The organism is Pedobacter cryoconitis (assembly GCF_003259615.1).
Classification (GTDB): Bacteria; Bacteroidota; Bacteroidia; order Sphingobacteriales; family Sphingobacteriaceae; genus Pedobacter; species Pedobacter cryoconitis.
Window position 1 is genome coordinate 1 of record NZ_QLLR01000052.1, and the last position, 15,658, is coordinate 15,658.

Annotated in this window: 13 protein-coding genes; 3 read left to right on the top strand and 10 right to left on the bottom strand. The window is 36.1% G+C overall.

Going from position 1 to position 15,658, the window contains the following annotated elements:
* Nucleotides 1-131: 131 nt before the first annotated feature.
* Nucleotides 132-1,001, bottom strand: a complete 870-nt coding sequence (locus tag LY11_RS25790; RefSeq protein WP_111636464.1) for a polysaccharide deacetylase family protein — start codon at nt 999-1,001, stop codon at nt 132-134.
* A gap of 286 nt (nt 1,002-1,287) precedes the next feature.
* Between LY11_RS25790 and LY11_RS25795 the strand changes: the two genes are divergently transcribed.
* Together LY11_RS25795 and LY11_RS25800 are read left to right on the top strand one after the other, a co-directional pair.
* Nucleotides 1,288-1,962 (top strand): response regulator transcription factor, encoded by a 675-nt coding sequence (locus LY11_RS25795; RefSeq protein WP_111636465.1) that lies wholly within the window; start codon nt 1,288-1,290, stop codon nt 1,960-1,962.
* Nucleotides 1,959-3,272: a sensor histidine kinase gene (locus LY11_RS25800; protein ID WP_170132776.1), complete on the top strand. Its 1,314-nt coding sequence runs from the start codon at nt 1,959-1,961 to the stop codon at nt 3,270-3,272. The genes LY11_RS25795 and LY11_RS25800 overlap by 4 nt, the downstream gene beginning before the upstream one ends.
* Here the strand turns inward: LY11_RS25800 and LY11_RS25805 are convergent.
* Complete coding sequence (locus tag LY11_RS25805; protein WP_111636467.1) at nt 3,235-4,047, bottom strand: SMI1/KNR4 family protein; 813 nt, start codon at nt 4,045-4,047, stop codon at nt 3,235-3,237. The two genes, LY11_RS25800 and LY11_RS25805, sit on opposite strands and share 38 nt — an antisense overlap.
* A 98-nt stretch (nt 4,048-4,145) precedes the next feature.
* Between LY11_RS25805 and LY11_RS25810 the strand changes: the two genes are divergently transcribed.
* On the top strand, nt 4,146-6,551 hold the full coding sequence (locus tag LY11_RS25810) for a TonB-dependent receptor domain-containing protein (protein WP_111636468.1): 2,406 nt from the start codon (nt 4,146-4,148) through the stop codon (nt 6,549-6,551).
* Between the two features lie 225 nt (nt 6,552-6,776).
* On the opposite strand, the gene LY11_RS25815 is transcribed toward LY11_RS25810, so the two are convergent.
* The 8 genes from LY11_RS25815 to LY11_RS25850 all read right to left on the bottom strand — a co-directional run.
* On the bottom strand, nt 6,777-8,750 hold the full coding sequence (locus tag LY11_RS25815) for an OmpA family protein (RefSeq protein WP_111636469.1): 1,974 nt from the start codon (nt 8,748-8,750) through the stop codon (nt 6,777-6,779).
* Nucleotides 8,751-8,770: 20 nt separating this feature from the next.
* A complete protein-coding gene (locus tag LY11_RS25820; RefSeq protein WP_111636470.1) occupies nt 8,771-9,745 on the bottom strand; it encodes a PorP/SprF family type IX secretion system membrane protein in 975 nt (324 codons plus the stop codon).
* Between the two features lie 142 nt (nt 9,746-9,887).
* Complete coding sequence (locus tag LY11_RS25825; RefSeq protein WP_146610934.1) at nt 9,888-10,868, bottom strand: helix-turn-helix transcriptional regulator; 981 nt, start codon at nt 10,866-10,868, stop codon at nt 9,888-9,890.
* Nucleotides 10,869-10,881: 13 nt separating this feature from the next.
* Entirely contained in the window at nt 10,882-11,289 is a 408-nt protein-coding gene (locus LY11_RS25830) for a hypothetical protein (protein WP_146610936.1), read from the bottom strand.
* 224 nt (nt 11,290-11,513) lie between these two features.
* Nucleotides 11,514-12,530 (bottom strand): helix-turn-helix transcriptional regulator, encoded by a 1,017-nt coding sequence (locus LY11_RS25835; protein ID WP_111636473.1) that lies wholly within the window; start codon nt 12,528-12,530, stop codon nt 11,514-11,516.
* Between the two features lie 53 nt (nt 12,531-12,583).
* Complete coding sequence (locus LY11_RS25840) at nt 12,584-12,829, bottom strand: hypothetical protein (RefSeq protein WP_111636474.1); 246 nt, start codon at nt 12,827-12,829, stop codon at nt 12,584-12,586.
* A gap of 142 nt (nt 12,830-12,971) precedes the next feature.
* On the bottom strand, nt 12,972-14,216 hold the full coding sequence (locus LY11_RS25845; protein WP_111636475.1) for a gliding motility-associated C-terminal domain-containing protein: 1,245 nt from the start codon (nt 14,214-14,216) through the stop codon (nt 12,972-12,974).
* The coding region (locus LY11_RS25850) for a tail fiber domain-containing protein (protein ID WP_211321662.1) at nt 14,216-15,658 on the bottom strand (1,443 nt) is incomplete at its 5' end. The genes LY11_RS25845 and LY11_RS25850, both read right to left, overlap by 1 nt.

Genomic DNA, 15,658 nt, shown 5'->3' on the forward strand with positions numbered 1-15,658 from the left:
AACTGTAAACTAAAAACCGGACAAGACCTTATGTAAACTCTTTTCAGGAACGGACAAGATCGATCTTTGAATATCCAACCGTTGTTACATACATCCCCCATCGTTCTTCCAGAGGATTAGTATTCAGGTATTTAAAATAATTTTTCTGCAATTTTCACATCGTTCCAGGTGATTAACTCTATATTATTTTCTTTAAGTCTCGATCTGTTTTCTTCATTCGTGAAAAAGTCAAGATCTATTTGCCTCCATTCCGAACCAAAATTTGGATGATTGACGGTCACGCCTTTCATTTCACTATCATCGAATGCCGGATGAATTAAAATCAGGTTCAGGCCGCTTGATAAATTATCAAAAACCTGGCTATAATAGTCACCAAGTTTACCATTCCTGAAATATTCAAATTCTCCAAAATGAGCCTTGTCAATAATGAAATCTGTTTTATCTATGCTCAAATTGCGATCTAGTCCTACCATATCTATCATTTGATCATTGATCAGAACAGGAAGATTGAATTTTTTGCCTAACTCCTTGTAAATTTTAAAGAACGTTGGAGTTGCCCCGACGCTATACATGTGCGAATCAATATGAGTAGGTTTTAGTCCGAACTTTAGTGCTTTTTCTATCTGCGCTTGAAGTTCTTTTCGGACATCTTCTGGCGAAGCATTTTTTCTAAGCTCCTCCCTGTTTCTATAAAAATGTCCATTCTTGTCCACCAAACCTGGAACTTCGGAAACAGGCAGAACAGGTCCGAATTTATAGTTTTCCCATTCGCAAGTAAGTGTTAAGTGAATTCCGTTGTCAAATTGGGGATTTTTCTTCGCGAATAAAGCCATTTCATAAAACCATGGACAGGGTACCATAATGCTGTATGAATTCACAAACCCATTCTCAAGCGATTTAATTGTTGCCCTGTTTTCGGAATGCGAAAGTCCGGCATCGTCCGCATGGATTATGAGTAATTTGGTCCCTTCTGAAAATCCCAGTTTTTGTAGTGAATTCATTCTCAATCAAACTATATGTTTAAAATTTCTTTTTCAGCTATTACTTATAGAATAAAGTATAATTGGTGAGAGTTTTTATTTGCATTTAATATATAAGTAATTATTGGCTATCTAAAATTTAATTAGTTAAGGTTTTAGCTGCAGTTTATTTGTCTTAGCGAATTCGTCTTGTGCTACGGTAAATCAATTCGTAATTCGGTAGTTGTTATTTCCTGAAATTCTAAATAGTATACTTTTTGCGGCTCACTCCAAAAAGAACACAGAATTGCGATAGTATATTCGTGTCATGAAGCTATTAATCATAGAAGACGAAGCAGAACTCGCAACAAGTATAGCTGCTTATCTTTCCGGAGAAAATTATACGTGTGAATTCGCCGCAAACTTCAGCCAGGCCATACATAAAATCAATCTTTATGAATACGACTGTATCCTGCTTGATCTGATGCTGCCAGGGGGTGATGGAATGCAAATCTTAGCAGAACTCAAAAAACAGAACAAACAAGATGGAGTTATTATCATTTCGGCTAAAAACTCATTATATGATAAAATACAAGGACTTCAAATTGGTGCAGACGATTACCTTGCTAAACCCTTTCACTTATCTGAGCTTTCTGCAAGAGTCTTTTCCGTTATCCGAAGGAAAAATTTCACCAACTCCAATATTGTCCGGCAAAACGAGCTGCAAATTGATATTTTATCAAAAACAATTCAGGTAAAAGATACCCCTGTTACCCTTACTAAAAGGGAATATGCCCTGCTCCTGTATTTCATCAGTAATAAAAATCGTGTGATCTCTAAAAATGCGCTCGCAGAGCACTTATCCGGAGATATTGCTGACATGCTCGATAACCATGATTTCGTGTATTCACATATCAAAAATCTGAAGAAGAAACTCAGCGATGCAGGTTGCGGTAATTATTTAAAATCAGTTTATGGAACAGGGTATAGATGGGAGATATGAACAGATTACTCGATAAAAGCCTGAAACCTCTCGCTATCTATGCACTGATTGTCCTTTTACTGAGTATTCCAGCCTATTATTTCATCGTAGACCGCATTTGGGTAAGTGAACTTGATAAACATCAATACGTTTTGCGGGACAAAATAGAATCCAGGCTTGTAAAATTAAACTTACCAGACAGTACAGTGGAACAAACCATTAATATCTGGAATAAAATAGAACCAGGATTTGTATTTACTGCTCATCCTACTGATCAAGTAATCAAAGACAGTGTTTATACCACTATGCGTTTTGATGATTTCCTGCAAGACAGAGAACAGTTTCGTGCCCTTTCTACCAGCGTACGTATCAATAACAAACATTATCGGTTGCTGATTGAAACTAATATGGAGGAAGCAGATGAAACTGTAACCGCTATTTCTTTAGCCGCGATCTTCTTTTTTCTGTTACTTCTTGGTGGATTTATCCTGTTGATCAGAAGAACATCAGCAAAGATCTGGCAACCCTTTTATATTACCCTGGATACACTCAGGAAATTTAAACTAAACAGCGACCAGGAGATTTCCTTCACCCCCAGTGATACGCAAGAATTTAATGAATTAAATGATAGTCTGAGCAAATTGCTTATCAGGAATGTAAACGTCTACAAACAGCAGAAAGAATTCACAGAGAATGTTTCTCACGAATTACAGACTCCATTGGCAATTGTTCAATCCAAACTGGATCTGCTATTCCAGCATCCTACCCTTACAAATGACCAGTATAACATTGTAGAAAGTGCTCATACAGCTCTGACCAGAGTATCCAGGATCAATAAGAATTTGCTTTTATTGGCCAGAATTGAAAATCATCAATTTGCAGATCACGAAAACATAGACTTATCAATACTTTTACATAACATGATGGAAATGTTGAGCGAACACCTTGAACAGAAGCAATTAACGCTTGAAAACATCTTACAACCTGATGTTAAAATTGAAGCTAACTCCGTATTACTCGAAGTGCTGATTAATAATCTGTTAATCAATGCAATCCGGCATAATAGTATTAAAGGAAGGATCAGTATAGAATTAACTGAACATCGGCTCCGGCTCACGAATACAGGTAGTCATACTTTAGCGGCAAATAAATTATTCAAAAGATTCAGCACAACTTCTACAGAAACGCCCGGCAGCGGACTTGGACTGGCTATTATTAAACAGATTTGTGACCTGTATCAATGGAAGGTTAGTTATAGTTTTATCAATAACCTCCATATTTTTACCATTAGCTTTAAGGATCCAATAACTCTTCCAGCTCCTTCATCTTAATCGGACTATCTGTTAATGCTTTAAAAAACTCCTTTCTGACCTTATCGCCAGAAAAACTAACCAATAAACAGTGCTCTGACAATTCGGGGTACCTCAAAGAAGCGCCCTTCTCTAAGGACTTTAATTGCTCATAATTATCATCCTCTTCCCGTATAAAACTTGCCGGAACCTGATTGGGGCTTACCCAGATGTAACCATCTTTAAAATCACCTTTATAATCAGCATATCCATAATTATAAAAATCAGGTTCTTCAAATTCAATACTTACAACCTTTGAAATTTCTTCTAAAACATCCTCTATAGCCAATTCTGTCTCCATAACATACACATTCTCAGCATCGATTTCAAGTAAACCAAGATAATCCTTAAAACTATCAGCAATAACCTCTTGCTCGTCGCATTCCAGGTCAATAAAGGTGATTTCAGGATCAATGCTGCCGCTTCTATAATCAAAACAAATATACCACTGTCCATCGCCATCAAATGGGATGAGTCCATGGAGTTCATAACTCACAGTATCAGCATAGTCTGTCAGATCCATAGCCGTTATTGAAGGAAAATGAGGCCCTATTCCATAAAGCTGCCCGGTATCTCCACTCAATGTGAAACGTGTATACCCCCCATTTTGAATCTTCAGTAATTCAATATATTCTTTCGGAAGTTTGTAGCCCAGTTGTTTTTCAGCATCCAATAAAATTTCCTCTGTCAACTCTTGCTGAACATAAGGTAAGTATTTAGGTACCGACCAGATTGTTTTTATTTCACTTTCTTTCATGCCTCTTGAATAGGATTTTTAACCGGTCTTAAAATCCAATTTTTCTCCCAATTTATAAAGAAACTTTGTAACCAATCACATACAAAGAAGTAAATATAATGAAGTACACCATACTATTCCTTTTGCTACCCTTTTGGGGATCAGCACAGCAAATCAGCAAAGTGACCCTTTCCGGAACAATCAAAGATTCAAAAACAAAGGGCACTATTCCATTTGGAAATATTCAGCTTAAAACACTCAAGGATAGCATCCTCATAACCGGAACAATGAGTGACGCTGACGGGCAGTTTAAACTAACTGACGTAAACAGTGGAAAATATATGCTAATTGTCTCTTATATGGGGTATAAAACCAGAACCTTACCAATTCTTGCAGGTAGTCTGAGTGCTTTTCTTGATCTTGGAAATGTCGAACTCGAAGAAGATGCAAACACGCTGAATGAAATCAAGATCTCCGGTCAGCAGGTTACCGGAATCAGCAATAAGATGGATAAAAAGACCTTTTCAGTGGCTGATAATATAAGCCAGGGAGGCGGTTCAGTCTTACAAGTGATGAAAACTCTGCCTGGCGTATCTACCACACAAGATGGCAAACTGGAATTGAGAGGCAGTGATAAAGTAGCTATTCTCATCGATGGAAAACAAACTGCAATTACAGGATTTGGAGGCCAGACCGGCTTAGATAATATCCCTGTGTCGGCTATAGAAAGAATCGAGATCATTAATAACCCATCCGCAAAATTTGATGCTAACGGTAACGCCGGGATTATCAATATCATTTATAAAAAGAACAAACAAGACGGATTTAATGGGAAAGCCGGCTTTAATACTGGTTTAGGCGCGTTAGGGCAAAAGAAAGAAAACCTGCCAGGCATTCGGCCGCAATATCAGAACACGCCTAAAATCAATCCTTCTCTATCTTTAAATTACCGTAAAAACAAAATCAACACCTTCTTTCAGGGAGACTGGTTATACACTCAGACCTTAAACAGGAACGAATTTGCTGAAAGAACTTATGATACCGGAGAAATTATCAGGCAACAAGTGAAGCGCAACCGGATCACTACCTTTGCTATTGCAAAAACGGGTCTGGACTGGAATATGGACGAACGCAACACCTTAACCATTACCGGACTTTTTAACCGGGAAAAGATTACTGATCGCGGCGATATTCCTTACTTCAACCAGGATCTTACTGTAAGCAGCAGATTATGGCAGTTTTTAGAAGATGAGGTGAAATACACAGCATCTGCCTCGGCCATTTATCAGCATAACTTTAAACAAGCTGGACATACCTTAAATGCAAGTTTTAATTACACTTTTCACCGGGAAGACGAAAAGTATTTCTTCACCAACATTATGCCTGCTTATACCGGAGAAGATTCTTTTAAACTCCTGTCTGATGAACAAGTTGCCGATTTGAATGTTGATTATGTACGTCCGCTAAAACATGGAAGAATTGAAGGGGGCTTAAAGTTTCGCAGAAGATCTATTCCCATTAACATGCAGTTCTTTCCGGGGATGAACTCTCCTATTGATGTCAATGCTGGCGGATGGGCAGATTACAGTGAAACCATTCCTGCGTTATATGGTAATTATGTTTATGAAAGTAATAAACTTGAACTGGAAGCTGGTTTAAGAATAGAATATGTAAAAGTAGCTTACAAAGTGAATCCAAATCATAATACCTATAAAAGTGAAGGATATGATTATGCAAAACCATTCCCTAATTTGCGTATAGCCTATAAACTGGATGACAGAAACAAGATCTCTCTGTTTTATACCCGCCGGGTAGACCGGCCAAACGAAGTCGATATACGGATCTTTCCGAAATATGATGAGCCAGAAGTTATTAAAGTTGGAAATCCAGCGCTGCGTCCGCAGTTTACGGGTAGTTTAGAGTTGGGCTATAAAAATAACTGGGATAAAGGCTATTTTTACTCCGCATTGTACCATAGAATTACAGACGGAACAATAACCCGCATCGCAACACAAGTACCGGGTAGTACTTTGATTTATAATGTGTTTCAGAATGCAGGGCGAAGTTATAATTCAGGTGTTGAACTCCTTATAAAACAAGATCTTGTTTCGTGGGTTTCTGTGAATGCAAATGCGAACGTTTATCAAAATACGATTAACGCATTCCAGGTAGAGAATAAATATCCAGTACCAGTAACTTACAATGCAGCGCTGCAAAAACTAGTCTCAGGAAACCTGAAAATTAATGGTTTATTTCATCTTCCAAATAAGTTAGAAGCACAGCTGACAGGTACTTACTTAGCGCCTGATATTATTCCCCAAGGCAGAATAAGTTCAAGATATACGGTAGATCTGGGGATTAAAAAAACAATACAAAAAGGAGCCGGTGAGTTGTTCCTGAATGTTACAGATCTATTCAATACACTAAAAATTCAAAAAGAGATTACAGGAAATAGTTTTCAGATAAAAAGTAAAGACTACTATGAAACACAGGTATTCAGAATTGGATACAGTTATAAGTTTTAAGCTTACGCTGCTAAAATAGGTTTTAAATAAAAAAGGTGTCCGGATAGTGTTTTATAGACAATCAATCTGGATACCTTTTTTATGACCTCATCCTTACGAGGTGAAACCAACTCTTGCGGAGGCTTTCTTCCCATTACCAGTTTGTTACTATTTAAGCTAGGATCCTCATTCTTACTATCCTTAAAATGGATTTTTTGAGCAATTGTTTCTGATGTCCTTATTAGTTTATTTCTTAATGATCTTATACTCTGTTCGTCTATTTAATTGATATTCAACTTCAGTACAAATTACTCCGTTTGAGCAAGAATTAACCGGTCTGGTTTCCCCATATCCTTTTGCTATTAATCTGTTAGCGTTAATTCCTTTGCTAATAATATATTTAACAGCCGAATCTGATCTCCTTTGTGATAAATCCATATTGTACTTATCGTTACCCCTGCTGTCTGTATGTGAACTAAGCTCTATCTTCATTTCTGGGTATTCCATTAACACAGAGACTAGTTTATTTAATTCAACTGCAGCATCCTGTCTTATCTCAGACTTATCAAAATCATAATATATATTCTCTAGTTTAAAGGATTTGTTTATAATCAATGAGTCAAGAAACATGTCTCTTTTGAAAACGACAGATTCATTTTTATCAATTGTACTGACCGATAAAGCAGTAGTATACAAATAACCTTTTTTCTCTCCCTTTACTTCATATTCATAACCCGCTTCAAGAATTTGTTCATACCTGCCTAAATAATCTGTCTGAATAGTAGTTTTTACATCTTTATGCGTAAGACTCACTGTCGCATTATTTAATGGTAATCCAGTATTCTTATTATATACCACTCCCTTTAATATTAAATTTGGAATTATTTTCTTCAAATAACTGTAAATATCATCTTCTCCGAGTCCGCCCTCTCTGTTGGAAGCGAAATATCCACCGGATACGGAATTACTGATAAAACTAAAATCATCCTGAGAAGAATTTATTGGATATTCCATGTTTTTGATCGTAGAACCATTTTCATCAGGATAATCCATTTGATAAATATCCAATCCACCCATCCCTACGCGGCCATCACTTGAAAAATAAAAGCGCCGATTGTTAGCTAATGATGGACTGCGCTCATTACCATGCGTATTTACCATTTCCAGGTTTATCGCGTCGGCCCATGTTCCGTCTCCATTTCTTCTGCTCATGTATATGTCAGTACCGCCCTTACCACCCGGCTTATCGGAAACAAAATATAATTTCTGTCCATCTGGTGTAATAAAAGGATCACCAACAGAATATAAAGCTGAATTATACCGAAAAGGTAAAGGTTCAGTCCATGACCCATCACTAGCTTTGATGCTTGAATATATTTCAATAAATACTGTTAGTGGTTTGCTCTTATAACCTGCTTTTTCTTTGGAAATACGAGTTACGGTAAAGAATGTTTCTTTGCCATCTTCTGTAAAACTCGCTGCACCCACATGATAATCTGATTTTGTATTGATAGGGAATAATACAATTGGTTTTGATAAAGAACTATCTGAATCCAGGCTTTCATCACTATGATATAATCGCAAATAATTATTACCTGTCCAACCATATTTACTTTTATCAGGGATCTTATTGCCATCAAATTTAAAAAAGGGACGATTGATCTTATTCTGATGAAGTGATTCTGTACTTTTCCTATCTGAAGTAAAGACTATTTCGTCCAGAACTCTGACCGCGCCCCAATCGGATTTGGGAGAATTAAGGAATTTTAGATTTTTAACGTTAACAGGTTTAGGATTAGCGATCCACTTAGCTGCTGAGTCACATGAATTTAACCAATTGGTTAGTTTATTTTTGTTAACACTCTTGTTTGTTGTGCCAAATAATAGATATTGGACTTTAGCCTCATCATATTTGCTATTATTCTGTAATGCCTCTGCATAAAGTAGTATAGCTATGTCATCAGCACCTGTTGTCTTAGTGAGTTTAGCGTACCATACTTCGGCCTGTTTATAGTTTTTCATTTTACGATAGCTTTCGGCAATACGCTCAATTGCATGAAGACTTTTTTTCTTCTGATAAGCCTGGCTATACAAATTTACAGCCTTGCTGTAATCATAGAGTTCAAAGGCAGCATCTGCTTCCTTCAATATATATTGTCCGCTAACCAATCCAGGAAGTATTAATAAGAGTAGTAGTGAAAGCACCAATAGTTTTTTCATAATTGCTATTAAATTATTATTTAGAAATATCTGGGAGTTAGCATTCTTACTTTTTTAGGTTTAATGTAAATTCCAATTGAAATTTCATGTGAACCTCCACTATAACCTGCAAGTTTACTTATACTTTGATCATAGGCATACCCTATACGAAGACTTTCAGAAGCAAAGACCTCTATCATTCCTACTACAGAATTTTGTTGCTGAAGATTATCTTGTAAATTATTTTTCTTATAAAGCTTTACGGCTGTACGATATGCACCCCCTATCCAGACTTTTCCATTTAATAAAAATAAGGCATTTAAGTCTAAACTGGTGGGGCCACCTCTATCATCCTTCAATAAGATTGACGGCTTAATTTGTACCATTTCTGAAAGTGGCAGCAACATTCCGGCAGTCAGATAAAAGTGAGCCTTAGGTACAGGTATAAATGCACCATAATCCTCCGTTTTTGCAACGAACTGTGAAATTAAATTAGTTGCAGAAAATCCAGCATAGAACCTACTGTCTGAATAATAGATCCCTGCTTTTGCATCTGGTATTAGGTTAGTTACTTTGCCAGTTGGAATATATTGATCTCCTCCATCAATTGGATCCAGTAACCGCCCTTCTAATCCCGACTGTACAAAACCAATTCCTAAACCAAAAGCTAATCTTGAACTTTCATCGCTCCCAACTCTAAGCCTGTATGCGTAATTTGCATAGGCAGATAAATTACTCATCGCGCCAAGGTTGTCATTAGTTATCTGCATGCTCAGGCCTACATTTCCATCATTTGCAGTAGCATCAACGGCTACCGACATACTTTTAGGAGATCCCGGAATCCCCGTCCATTGGTTACGATAAAAACTATGAAAATTCAGCTGTTCTTTATAACCAGAATAAGCCGGATTAATATATATGCCGTTAAACATATACTGGCTATACTGTACGTCCTGCTGGGCCCTCCCTAAAAGTGATAAGCCCACTAGAAGTAGCGTTATTAATATTCTTTTCATCAATGTTTTCTTTAATAATCAGTAAAGTCCGATTATGTAATTCTCATGGCACAAAATTCCGGGTAAAATTTCTTTTATAGAGCCACTATCAGACCTATATCTAGCAAATTAAGGCCGAACTTTGATAGCTCACAGAGAGCTTTTATAGTAGCATCAGATACTCTTTTGGAGTAATTCCGTATTGACATTTGAAATGTTCAATAAAGTGTGAGGCATCAAAAAAACTAAATTTATCAGCAATTTCCAGTATGGTGAAATTACCAGTCTCCAAAGTTTCTTTAGCAAACGAAAGTTTGTTAGATAGAAAAAATACATGGGGACTAGTGCCTGTAATTTTCTTAAAGAGTTTTTTGTATTTTGTTTCCGACATATGGGCTTTTGCTGCCAGTGCGTTTATCCCAAAGAATGGTTCGGTTACATTATTGATCAGATAAGCCTGAGAGTTTATAATATTTGTAACATCGTCCTTAAATACTTGTTCAAAGGTTTCTTTTTCGCAGGCAACCTGCTTGATATATTCTCCAAGTAAACCATAGACTGTACCAGTTATGAACACATCATATAACGGATTGCCAAACTGAATTTTTTTAAGTTCATTAATCAGCCACCAAGCCTGACTACTCATTCTTGTGGAATATATGATGGAGTTAAACTTTGAATTTAGAGGATACCGTTTATTGGAGTTATGTTGTGTTAGATCTTTGACATACTTTACTAATGCTTTTTTCTTGATAAAGACAGCAATCATAAACGTTTTACTTCCAGATTTAACGAGATAATCACCATTCAAATTAGAATCTATAGCGACAAGATTATATCCCAGGGATCCTACTGATCTGGATACACCATTGAATATATATTCAGCATCTCCTTCTATGTGATTGAAATAAATCCCAATAAAATTACTTTTTTTATTTCTTAGTTTATACAGAACATCTTCTGAATACTCAATGTCAACTATAAATGCTGTTATATCACTATTTATGGTACAAACATATCTGGTATAATATTCTTTGTCTCCAGGTACCCTGATGTAATTGCCATCAACATAACCTCCTAACTGGCTTGCCATATTTTTTACCCAATCTAGCTCAACTCCATAGTGGTGAGTAATTTCTTTCATTTTATAATCCTCATTAAAAATTATTGAATACACTTCTAATTAAATCCGTTAATAATGTCCCTTGCTGATTCACAGCGAGTAAAGTCTCAATTTCGTGCATGATATTCTCTTCAAGAATAAGAGAAGTACTGAAGCTCTCTTTAAGTGAGAATTTGTGTATTACCCAGGAGTCCAACAATACAGAAATGGAATCTGTGTTGATTGCAATATGTTCTGTATTATAAAATAATATTATTGCACATATTGGTATTGACGAATTGAACTGGATTTGGGTCCCTAAATCTGAAGAAGCAATGTTTCCTGTAAACCTGGTGTCATCACATTTTGTAATAAATACTGTGTAATATTTAATAGTATCAGGGTATGGATTGATATTCAATTCCGGTCCACCTAATACATGATTTAAAATGAGAATAGACATACAACTATTTACAGGTGCAAATACTATAGATCCTTTTTCATTAATAAAAGTCAATGAACATAAATGATCTGCAATTTGAGCATTATAAATTCTATCTTTATTATCCAGTTGTAAAAGTAATTTGTTGAAGATGTTCTTAAAAAAGAGACTGTAATTTGTTGTCATAGGCTTTCCTCATTATGTTTTCAACTTTAATATTGATGTATTGCTATAAGGTTTTAGCTTTAGCACAAATCCCTTAATTCTGATTTGATTAATGTGTGGCCGGGTAGCGCACCAAACATTTTTTTGTAGACTGCAGCAAAGTAGCTTGGTTTTGTATAACCAAGCTCGTAAGCAACTTCATTCACACTATTGAAATTTCCACTCTCCAGTAGTTTTTGCGCAAGAAGCAATTTCTCATTCAAAAAAAAACTGTTAGGGCTTTCTTTCAGAATTTTCTTAAATAGAATTTTGTATTTAGAAACTGACATTTCAGCTAATCCTGCCATCTTAATTAAGCCTGGAAATTCGAATAAAAGATTATTTAACATATATTCAGATGTTCTTAGAATACTGTCTATATCTTTTTGAACGAGCTTACTAATGATTGGTTCAAATTGGCTTGTCCTTTCCATTAAATAGCCTAAGAGATACAGTGCTGTACTTTTAAGGTTTAATTCAAAAGCTGGCTCGGTAAAATCATTGCATTTTAAGTTATTCAGCATTACCTTACTCCTGCTGTCGATATGACTATAAAAGAATAATGTGTTTTTTGACTCATCAAAAATTGATGTATTGATTGCATTTACCCTTGTAGCTATGGCCATTTCTACAAAAAAGTCTTTGTCTATAAAAAGTCTTAAACTATAGGAACGCTCTCCTACTGGTGGCATAAGGATTCCTTTTATACAACAGTCCATGAAGCCTAGACCCAACTTAGCATTATAGCCTGCTTTATGTGCAACCTCACCTAAAAGATGGGTTGTTATTTCATCACCTATATCAAAATAAGCCATATAATAATTCTGTTTGGTAGGAATTCTTGTAATGGCTAATGGTATATGAAAGGTCATATCCATAAGCAGGACAGATAAACCTGGTAAAACTTCTAGAAATATGGATCCGCCAGTGGCAATTGCTTCTGGCATGATTAGTATTTTATTATCTATTAGTGTTGCACCCAATTTATCTACAATCTGTTGTTGCCATTCCGGTGTTATTGTAAAGTTATATAAGAATTCAGTTCTTTCCAGGTTCATAATTTGACAGTACTATAGAGGAATCGGAGCAAATAAGATTTATTATTTTTTGCCTAAAAGGATTCTTCTAATTCAAGGTAATTAGCTATCAAATCTTGATCTATATCTGGGTTACTTGAGATGGATAATGACGAGCTTTCTCCCATACAGAGTACGCGTGGACCAGTTTTTTCTTTAATAATAAGAAAGAAACCGGCACTGTCAATATTATGATTTGGCCCTACTACGTTTGCATGAATCAAGTCTGTAGGGAATAAAATCGGCATCCCATTAACTATTATATATTTCTTTAACTCCATAATTTACTATTCTTTAATATATACCTCAAAGGTAGCCTGACGGAAGATTTTCACTGGCCAGATTAGGACATTATATTATGAGATTAGGGCCGAATTGTTAGGGTTGGATTTTGTGCTTAATGTGCTTAATAATAGATGTTTATTAATTTAGTCTACGTAGAAGAGTTATGTATCCAGTATATGTTTTCCATGCGCCATTATCATCTCTTAATTTTAATAAATAATAATATGTCCCATCACTAAGGCCGTTTCCATCCCAATCATTTTTATAGAAACCAGATTCATAAACACTATTTCCCCATCGATTGAAAATTGTCATTATTCTGCCGCTATATTTTTCAATTCCCCGTATTACAAACTGATCATTTTTACCGTCTCCATTTGGAGTGATTACATTGGGGATTTTAAAATCATCTGGTATTGTTGCCACATTTGCCAAAACCAGAGGTATCAATTCTGTAAAAGGCATTTGAACCTTTTCATATAAGATACTTTTATTAGTTTCTTCTCCTGACTGACTATTTAAGGATGTTGGACTAACGGGTTTCGCCCACTTATTTATACTAGCATTCCATCTGCCTAAGTCGTTAAAGTCACCATCTGCTGAAGTATTAAATGGAATATTTATTTTTAGTTCTACCTTGATATTACTAATGTTTGATACAGTGTGGTAGAATTTCTCATTTAATCCTTTCAAACTTTGGTCAATGTCATAAACAGGATATGAATCAAAAGTGGCACTATAGTTTAAAAACTGTCCGCCAATAAAGCCAGACTGATTGGAGCTAATGCTAAGTGGTCTGTAACGATTATTATTAACAATGGCACCTAATGGAAATAGATAATCAACTCCTGGTGATACTGATCTGATCAAACGGCCATTTGTTTTTGTACCATTAGCAAATTCACTTGTATTAACGAAACCACTGCTACGTGTGATTGCTCTACCCTCGTTGTTATTAACTAACATATCGTAACCATTTACATCAAGCTCTCTGTCGTTCAAATTCAAATAGAAGTTAGCTTCCGTGTTCACATTCAATACTTTTTTATTAGTACCTGATAATGATAATTGTGGAAATCGTGTAGTTGTCCCATTGATGGTTTGTAAACCACCAATAAAGATTACATTTCCAGCAGATGCAGCAGTAAAGGCTTTGTCATTATTTTTAGCTCTATTGAACCAATTGCCAGTAAGCTGAAATATCCCGTTATGCCCGATAGTGCCACTGTCATATATAACATCTCCTTCAACATGAACTAATCCAGTCTGAGTAATTTCAAGAGAATTATTTATAATACTTAATTGAGCTATTGCGCTACAGGGTATAAAAAGATATATCAAAATAAAAGCTAAGCTGAAATAGATGTTATTTTTGTTCATCATTATTTTTTGATAGCTTGTTTAACTAACTCCTTCAGATCGTCTAATTCTACCTGTTGTTTTTTCTGAACCTCTTCCAGTATTTTTAAACGCTTATCCCTACTACTGATTTGGATTTGTTGTTCTTTAATTGCTTCGATCAATACAGGAATCAATGTGGTGTAGGATACAGATAAATATCCCTTTTTATCTTTTGTGACTGCTTCGGGAATTATTTTTTCAATATCCTGAGCGATAACTCCCAATTGATGCTTCTTATCAAAGTCCATATTTTTGAAGTCATCAGTTCGCCAGTTATAACCAACACCTTGCATTTTTTTGATCTTATTTAAAGCATTTGTAATTGGTAAGATGTCTTTTTTATAACGACGATCGGAGGCATTTGCCCAGGCGGAAGTCCCTCCTGCTGTTCCGTTTACATAAAATTTATAAGTAGAACTTGGATTGGCATTATTGATGGCAAAGCCCTTAGTAGTATAATCGTATGCAAATATTCGTTCAATTGTTCCTGTGCCAGTTAAGTGTATAAACTCAAAGGTGTTATTGCCTCTTGAGTTCAAAGATGACCCTAATATCCATCTGTCATTAGCTGCATTCCGAATAAAATCTATTTCCGATGTACTACTATAATTTCCACTATATAGACCTGCGTCTATGATGAGGTTTTGAGATCTCATTACTCCTTTGATATCTAATTCTTTTCCAGGAGTTATGGTGCCAATGCCCAATTTACCGGTTTGAACATCAAATGAAGCAATTGTTTTTTTTACGGATGAACTCACTCCATAAATATCTAACCTGTTAGCAGCAGTACCAGCAGGACTATTAAATTCCAATCCACCTCCCCAGGTATTTTCCGCACCAGCTTCCCAGAAGCTGATTCCGCCTTGTGAATTGGCATCAGTATTACCTGGACCATTACTGAGGAAATTTAGCCTGGGCGCTACAATTCCACTAATCAATTGATGTCCGCCAAATACATTTAATCTATATGCTGTTGCAGCACTTGTACCTATACTAATATTTCCAGTTTGATAAATATCCTGAGTATTAGAATTTGCCTCATTTGCCGTACCGGTAACACGCCATGGTTCTGCATTTGTACTTGCCGGTGTCCAATTTGATCCGTCCCAAGTTAAAACTTGATTGTTTGTTGGAGCGACAGCGTTTATTGGTCTGCCTTGTAGCTGATTTGCATTCCACAATGCAGTTGTATTTAAGGCAGATATAACGTGAGCTGTATTGTCTACATTAATACCTGTTCCAGCAGTGTAAACCGGAGCTGGATTACCGGTATCGCCTTTATCTCCTTTCGGACCATCGATACCGTTAGTGCCGGCAGGACCGGTTAAACCAATGTCTCCTTTGGGACCAGCAGCACCGTCAGTTCCCTGAGGACCTGTAGCACCAACTGCTCCGTCAACACCATTCGATCCAGTTAACCC

What these genes read in the sequence shown, in the direction of transcription:
- LY11_RS25845 (WP_111636475.1), bottom strand. Translation starts at nt 14,216, where the DNA reads ATGATGAACAAAAATAACATCTATTTCAGCTTAGCTTTTATTTTGATA.
- LY11_RS25800 (WP_170132776.1), top strand. Translation starts at nt 1,959, where the DNA reads ATGAACAGATTACTCGATAAAAGCCTGAAACCTCTCGCTATCTATGCA.
- LY11_RS25795 (WP_111636465.1), top strand. Translation starts at nt 1,288, where the DNA reads ATGAAGCTATTAATCATAGAAGACGAAGCAGAACTCGCAACAAGTATA.
- LY11_RS25810 (WP_111636468.1), top strand. Translation starts at nt 4,146, where the DNA reads ATGAAGTACACCATACTATTCCTTTTGCTACCCTTTTGGGGATCAGCA.
- LY11_RS25830 (WP_146610936.1), bottom strand. Translation starts at nt 11,289, where the DNA reads ATGTCTATTCTCATTTTAAATCATGTATTAGGTGGACCGGAATTGAAT.
- LY11_RS25835 (WP_111636473.1), bottom strand. Translation starts at nt 12,530, where the DNA reads ATGAACCTGGAAAGAACTGAATTCTTATATAACTTTACAATAACACCG.
- LY11_RS25805 (WP_111636467.1), bottom strand. Translation starts at nt 4,047, where the DNA reads ATGAAAGAAAGTGAAATAAAAACAATCTGGTCGGTACCTAAATACTTA.
- LY11_RS25820 (WP_111636470.1), bottom strand. Translation starts at nt 9,745, where the DNA reads ATGAAAAGAATATTAATAACGCTACTTCTAGTGGGCTTATCACTTTTA.
- LY11_RS25790 (WP_111636464.1), bottom strand. Translation starts at nt 1,001, where the DNA reads ATGAATTCACTACAAAAACTGGGATTTTCAGAAGGGACCAAATTACTC.
- LY11_RS25815 (WP_111636469.1), bottom strand. Translation starts at nt 8,750, where the DNA reads ATGAAAAAACTATTGGTGCTTTCACTACTACTCTTATTAATACTTCCT.
- LY11_RS25825 (WP_146610934.1), bottom strand. Translation starts at nt 10,868, where the DNA reads ATGAAAGAAATTACTCACCACTATGGAGTTGAGCTAGATTGGGTAAAA.
- LY11_RS25840 (WP_111636474.1), bottom strand. Translation starts at nt 12,829, where the DNA reads ATGGAGTTAAAGAAATATATAATAGTTAATGGGATGCCGATTTTATTC.